This window comes from Streptomonospora mangrovi, assembly GCF_027604915.1.
Lineage (GTDB): Bacteria > Actinomycetota > Actinomycetes > Streptosporangiales > Streptosporangiaceae > Streptomonospora > Streptomonospora mangrovi.
Genome location: NZ_JAJAQC010000106.1, coordinates 1 through 5,821, shown reverse-complemented (window position 1 = coordinate 5,821; position 5,821 = coordinate 1). Strand labels below are relative to the sequence as shown.

The following is a 5,821-nucleotide window of genomic DNA, read 5'->3' as shown; positions in this document are numbered from 1 at the left end:
CCGAACTGGCCGCCGCCTGCTCCACCGATGAGGACGAGGCGGGTGGTCTCTGATGCTGGGCCGCAAGAGCAACGGGGCCGCACAGGTGCAGCCGACCGCGCCGGTCCCGGCGCAGAGCTTCCGCTTCACCACCCCGGTCGTTGAGACGCCGGGGATCTTCATTCTCACCGGGTGGCTCTGGCGCTTCCTGCGCGCCCTGGTGCTGCTGCCCGCCCAGTTCCCGGTCGCGGTGAGCGCCCTGGGCGCCTCGATCGCGGCCTACCAGTTCGGCGGCTGGATCAGCCTGGCCGTGCTCTGGTCGGTGGTTGACCTGGTGCTGCTGGTGTGGTGGCGGCGGTGGCCGCGCTCGTTCCGCGATGTGGTGGCGCTGCGGGTGCTGGCCGCCTGGCGCCGACTGTGGGTCTACCGCCGCCACTGGCAACCCGTCCTGGTGGTCGCCGGGCTGGCCGAGTCCTACCTCGAACGCCAGTACCTGCCCCAGATTCGCGGGGTGGCCTGCTCGGCGTGGGCCGACCGGGTGCGGGTGAGGATCGTGGCCGGCACGTCCCCGGCCGACTTCGAAAAGCGCGTGGCGGAACTGGCGCACGGCTTCGGCGCCCCCTCCTGCCGCGTGGAAGTGCGCGGACCCAGGGATGTGGTGCTGGAGTTCCCGCGCTATGACACCCTCGCCGACCCCATCGACGCCCTCCCGATCCCCGAGGAGCCGGACCTGTCCGCCCTGCCCGTGGGGATCTGTGAAGACGGGGAACCCTGGCTGCTGCGGCTACACGGCACCCACGTCCTCACGGTCGGGGTGACGGGTGCGGGCAAGGGGTCGGTGCTGTGGTCGGCCATCCGGGCGATGTCCTCGGCCATCGCCGCCGGTATCGCCGAGGTGTGGGCGATCGACCCCAAGCGCATGGAGCTGTCCTATGGGCTTGCCCTGTTCGCCCACTACGCGGCCGACGCCGAATCCGCCGTGGCCCTCCTGGAAGCGGCGGTGGCCGCGATGCAGGAGCGGGCCGAGCGCTACGCCGGACGCCAGCGGGTCCACACCCCCACCACCCGGGACCCGTTCACGGTCGTGGTGCTGGACGAGGTGGCGTTCCTGACGGCCTACCACCCCGACCGCGATATCCGCCGCCGCGCCGAGAACGCCATCGCCACCCTGACCAGCCAGGGCCGGTCGGTGGGGTTCTGCGTCCTGGCCGCCTTGCAGGACCCCCGCAAGGAGGTGTTGAACCTGCGCAACCTCTTCCCGGACAAGATCGCCCTCCGTTTGGACGAGGCAAGCCAGGTGGACATGGTGCTCGGTGAGGGCGCCCGGGACCGGGGTGCCAACGCCCACCTCATCGACCCCGAGCTTCCCGGGGTGGGGTTTGTGAAGCTGGAGGGTTCTCCCATCCCGGTCCGGGTCCGTGCGGCGTTCGTCTCCGATGCCGATATCGACGCCATGGCCGACGCTGCTGCGGCGGCGGGGGTGGAGGGTTGATGCCCACCCCGACCGGTAAGACGACCCGCGCCGAACGCCTCGCACAGCCGCTCGCGCGGGAGGTCGCCGAGACCATCGCAGCCGAGAAGGGGGTGTGCATCCGTCCGGTGGCGCTGCGCCGCACCGACATCACCACCGGCCGGACCGAGATCATCGACGTGCCCTGTGGGGCCACGCTGGAATCCCGCTGCCCCGCCTGCGCGCGGCGCAAGCGCTCCATCCGCCGCACGCAGTGCGAGGAGGGCTGGCACCTCGACCACGATCCCGCCGTGATCCCGGACGCCCCCTCTGAGGTGCAGCGGGCGTGGGTGGCGAAGCGGGCCATGGTTACCGCCGAGCGTGACCGCCTCGTGGAGGACGGCCGCGCGACTCCGGATGAGGTGGCGGCGCTGGATGCGGCCATCGCCGACCTGGACGCCGAGATCACCGCCTCCGGGCTGCGCGGGTCGGTCTCGCGGAACACCTCGGCTTCGGGGCGGTCGCGGCGGGTGCGCTCCACCAGGCGCCGCCAAGACGCACCCGACCTGCCCAAGCGGCAGAAAGCACCCACCACCCTCGGGCGGACCTACGAGGACCCCGCCACCGGCAAGGTGTTCCGGCCGTCGCTGTTCATCACCCTGACTTGCGACACCTACGGGCGGGTCAAGGCCGATGGCACGCCTGTCGATCCCGCGACGTATGACTACCGGCGGGCCGTGCGGGACGCGCTGCACTTCTCCAAGCTCATCGACCGCTTCGTGCAGAACCTCCGCCGCGTCGCGGGCTTTGATGTGCAGTACTTCGCCACCGTCGAACCCCAACGGCGTCTCGCGCCGCACCTGCACATGGCCACACGCGGAACCATTCCGCGCGCCGAGCTGCGCCAGATCGCGGCGGCCACCTACCACCAGGTCTGGTGGCCACCGGCCGACACCGTGGTCTACGACGGCGCCAACCTGCCCGTCTGGGACGAAGCGGTAGGGACCTACGTCGACCCCTCCACGGGTGAGGTGCTGCCCACGTGGGATGAGGCGCTGGACGCCCTGGACGCCGATCCCGACGCCGAGCCGATGCACGTGGTCCGCTTCGGGCCGCAGGTGGACGCCAAAGGCGTCCTGGCCGGGTCCCCGGATGCCGACCGGTGCGTGCGCTACCTCGCGAAGTACCTGACCAAGGACATCGCCGAATGCCACGAGGTCATCACCGACGCCCAAGCCCGCCACGTCGAACGGCTCGTTGAGGCGCTGAGGTTCGAGCCCTGCTCGCCCCGCTGCGCCAACTGGCTGCGCTACGGCATCCAACCCGACAACCCCAAGCCGGGCATGGTGCCGGGCTACTGCCGGTCCAAGGCCCACCGCCGCGAACACCTCGGCTACGCCGGGCGCCGCGTCCTGGTCTCGCGCAAGTGGTCGGGCAAGACCATGGCCGACCACAAGGCCGACCGCCTGACCTGGGTCCTCAACGCGCTGGGCGTGCGCACCGCCGATGAGCACCAGGACGACGGCGACCAACCACCGGCACCCGCCCCTCTTTCCTCGGTCGCCTCCGGCAGCCACGCCTGGGAACTCGCGCACCCGACCGACCCGGACGTCCCTCCGCGTGAACACCGCCTGCTGCGCGCGGTCGGCGAAGCACTCAAACGCCGCGCCCAACTAGACGCGGCACGGCACCACGTTTCTTCGGCAACTCGGGTGAGGGAGAGAGCGGCGTAATGGCTGGCAAGAAGATCCAACCGGCTGGACGGCTGCTGACGGTGGCGCAGGCGGCCGAGCGGCTCAACACGAGTGAGCGCTATCCGCGACGGCTGATCGAAGAGCGGCGCATCACCTTCGTCAAGCTGGGACGCCACGTGCGCATCCCGGAATCGGCGCTGGACGAGTTCATTACCACCGGCCTGGTGAAGCCGGTGCGGCTGCGGATGAAGGGAGCGGCGTAATGCCGGGGGAGAAGAAGCGCACGTTCGGCAACATTCGGCAGATGGCTTCGGGTCGGTTCCAGGCGCGCTATCGCGGCCCGGACGGGCGGTTGCAGAGCGCACCCACCACTTTCGCGACCAAGAAGGCTGCCCAGCGATGGCTGACCCTCAAGGAAGCCGAGATCGCACAGGGCGACTGGTTCGACCCTGATGCCGGTGCACTGCTGTTCCATCACTATGCCGTCGAATGGATGGAACAGCGGCACCTGACCCGTAAGACCGAGTCGACGTACGAGGTGTTGATTCGCCTTCACCTCGACCCGGAATTCGGGGACATGCTGCTGAAGGACATCAAGGAGTCGCACGTCCGCAAGTGGCGCGCGGAGCGGCTGAAAGACGCCACGAAGCGCGGCCAGGTGCCGAAGGCGTACCGGCTCATGCGGGCGATCATGAACACCGCCGTCCGGGACAAGCTGATCCGCGAGAACCCGTGCAACATCGAAGGGGCGGGCAAAGAGGACACTCAGGAACGACCGGTCCTGTCGGTGGCTGAGGTGTTCAAACTCGCCGATGCGATCAAGCCGCGATACCGCGCGCTCGTCCTCCTGGCGACGTTCGGAAGTCTGCGTTGGGGCGAGCTGGCCGGTCTGCGGCGCCGGTACCTCGACCTGGACGCGCGTACGGTCACGGTGCGCGAAACCGCCTACGACGTCGGGGAACTGCTCGTGGGTAAGCCCAAGTCTAGGGCGGGCGCTCGTACGGTGACGTTGCCGGAGCTGATCATTGACGACCTGCGGCGCCACCTGCGCGACTACGCGGCGCCCGGCCCGGACGGCTTTGTCTTCGTCGGCGTGAAGGGCAACCAGCTCCGGCGCGCGAACTTCTCGAAGTACTGGGCGGAAGCGTGCGCGGCGGTCGGGCTGGAAGGCGTCCACGTGCACGATCTCCGGCACACGGGCAACACCTACGCGGCTGAGGCTGGCGCATCGCTGCGCGAACTCATGGATCGGATGGGGCACTCCAGCACGCGGGCCGCGCTCATCTACATGCACGCGCGTGACAACCGCGCGCGGGACATCGCGGATGCGCTCGGCAAGCGGGCGGCCGAAGAACTGGGGCGCCTCGGCGACGCGGGCGGGGGACGTGACGACGAAGACGGGGACGACGATCCGCCGCTGGTCGGCGCCCGGCCCTGAGGATCGCGCTGTGGCACGTATGTGGCACGGCTCGGCGTTCCAGCCCTGAAAACGGCGAGAGCCAGGTCACCGGAAACCCGGTTTGACCTGGCTCTTCGCTGTCTGGAGCGGATGACGGGAATCGAATTCCCCAGTAAAAATCCGCTGACCTGCGCAAACTCGAGTATCCGCAGGCTGTGGGCAGGTCGTGTGCGGGGTTGCGCTCGGTTGCACCGGGGTGCGTTTGCAAGCGTGCACCCTGGGGGTGCACCGTCCTCGTCGGCCCGGTGCACCCTCAAGGGCTCACCAGAGGAGTAGGCGCGCGGCCGCCGGATTGGAAAGCCGCCATTTTAAGACCATCCGCTGCCTAATAAGTCCGTGGCGTGCCGCTCTGTCTGCGGGGTCGCGCGCATCCATACCGCTCTGTGCCGCCACCTGCGGTATCTGGGCCTGCGTCGGGTCTATGGGGCCGTCCACGCCAAGGTTGCGTTCGTGTCCTTGCCGCGAGGCATCATCGTGTGGGTCCGCGATGGCCTCCACTACGGCCCGGCAGAAGAATTATCGTGGAGTCTGCTCACAGGCTGACGCCCACTGGCTTCGGAACCTAGAGCTTCCATCGGTCACCGGGGAGGTTCTCAAGTATGTTTTCACCCAATTGGGATGTTTCGCGTGCTTTCCTCGCCCCGTGTTGCCCGTGGATTGATGGCGTTTGGCCAGGTTGAGCGCTGTGGCGGCCGCCGTTCGCGGCGGCCGAGGATCGCAACGTTTTCCAGCTCACCGAAGGCGCTCAGCGGCGCATCGGTGGCGGCCGCCGTTCGCGGCGGCCGAGGATCGCAACCTGTTCTCGCGGGCGAGTTGCTTGGCGTAGGCGCGGGTGGCGGCCGCCGTTCGCGGCGGCCGAGGATCGCAACACCCTCTACGACTGGGTGATCGTCTCCGACATCCGCGTGGCGGCCGCCGTTCGCGGCGGCCGAGGATCGCAACCTTGAGCGTATAGCGCGGCTCCGGGGCGTCTTCGGGTGGCGGCCGCCGTTCGCGGCGGCCGAGGATCGCAACGGCCGGATGATCGCGGGCGCCGCCGCCGCGTCCGCGGTGGCGGCCGCCGTTCGCGGCGGCCGAGGATCGCAACCATGGACGACGTCCCGTGCTCTACGTAATAGCCGTAGTGGCGGCCGCCGTTCGCGGCGGCCGAGGATCGCAACGGCATCGTCGTCACTCTCCTTTGGCGAGGTAGTCAGTGGCGGCCGCCGTTCGCGGCGGCCGAGGATCGCAACACACCTC

Annotated in this window: 4 protein-coding genes and 1 CRISPR repeat array; all 4 genes read left to right on the top strand. The window is 69.4% G+C overall.

Going from position 1 to position 5,821, the window contains the following annotated elements; genetic code table 11:
* The first annotated feature begins 52 nt into the window (after positions 1-52).
* Genes LG943_RS27490 through LG943_RS27475 form a run of 4 tightly spaced genes read left to right on the top strand, consistent with a single transcriptional unit; the run spans position 53 to position 4,561 of the window.
* Positions 53-1,471 carry an FtsK/SpoIIIE domain-containing protein gene (locus LG943_RS27490; protein WP_270075295.1) on the top strand — a complete coding sequence of 473 codons (1,419 nt, stop codon included), beginning with the start codon at positions 53-55 and terminating at the stop codon, positions 1,469-1,471.
* The gene (locus LG943_RS27485; RefSeq protein WP_270075294.1) at positions 1,471-3,162 is read left to right on the top strand and encodes a replication initiator; all 1,692 of its coding nucleotides are present in this window, start codon (positions 1,471-1,473) and stop codon (positions 3,160-3,162) included. The genes LG943_RS27490 and LG943_RS27485 overlap by 1 nt, the downstream gene beginning before the upstream one ends.
* Entirely contained in the window at positions 3,162-3,386 is a 225-nt protein-coding gene (locus tag LG943_RS27480; protein ID WP_270075293.1) for a helix-turn-helix domain-containing protein, read from the top strand. The genes LG943_RS27485 and LG943_RS27480 overlap by 1 nt, the downstream gene beginning before the upstream one ends.
* Positions 3,386-4,561 carry a tyrosine-type recombinase/integrase gene (locus tag LG943_RS27475; protein ID WP_270075292.1) on the top strand — a complete coding sequence of 392 codons (1,176 nt, stop codon included), beginning with the start codon at positions 3,386-3,388 and terminating at the stop codon, positions 4,559-4,561. The genes LG943_RS27480 and LG943_RS27475 overlap by 1 nt, the downstream gene beginning before the upstream one ends.
* Positions 4,562-5,267: 706 nt before the next feature.
* Positions 5,268-5,814: a CRISPR direct-repeat array (repeat unit 37 nt; unit sequence GTGGCGGCCGCCGTTCGCGGCGGCCGAGGATCGCAAC).
* Positions 5,815-5,821: the final 7 nt, after the last annotated feature.

Excerpts from the sequence above, each read along its gene's own strand:
- LG943_RS27485 (WP_270075294.1), top strand. The coding sequence starts at position 1,471 with ATGCCCACCCCGACCGGTAAGACGACCCGCGCCGAACGCCTCGCACAG.
- LG943_RS27490 (WP_270075295.1), top strand. The coding sequence starts at position 53 with ATGCTGGGCCGCAAGAGCAACGGGGCCGCACAGGTGCAGCCGACCGCG.
- LG943_RS27475 (WP_270075292.1), top strand. The coding sequence starts at position 3,386 with ATGCCGGGGGAGAAGAAGCGCACGTTCGGCAACATTCGGCAGATGGCT.
- LG943_RS27480 (WP_270075293.1), top strand. The coding sequence starts at position 3,162 with ATGGCTGGCAAGAAGATCCAACCGGCTGGACGGCTGCTGACGGTGGCG.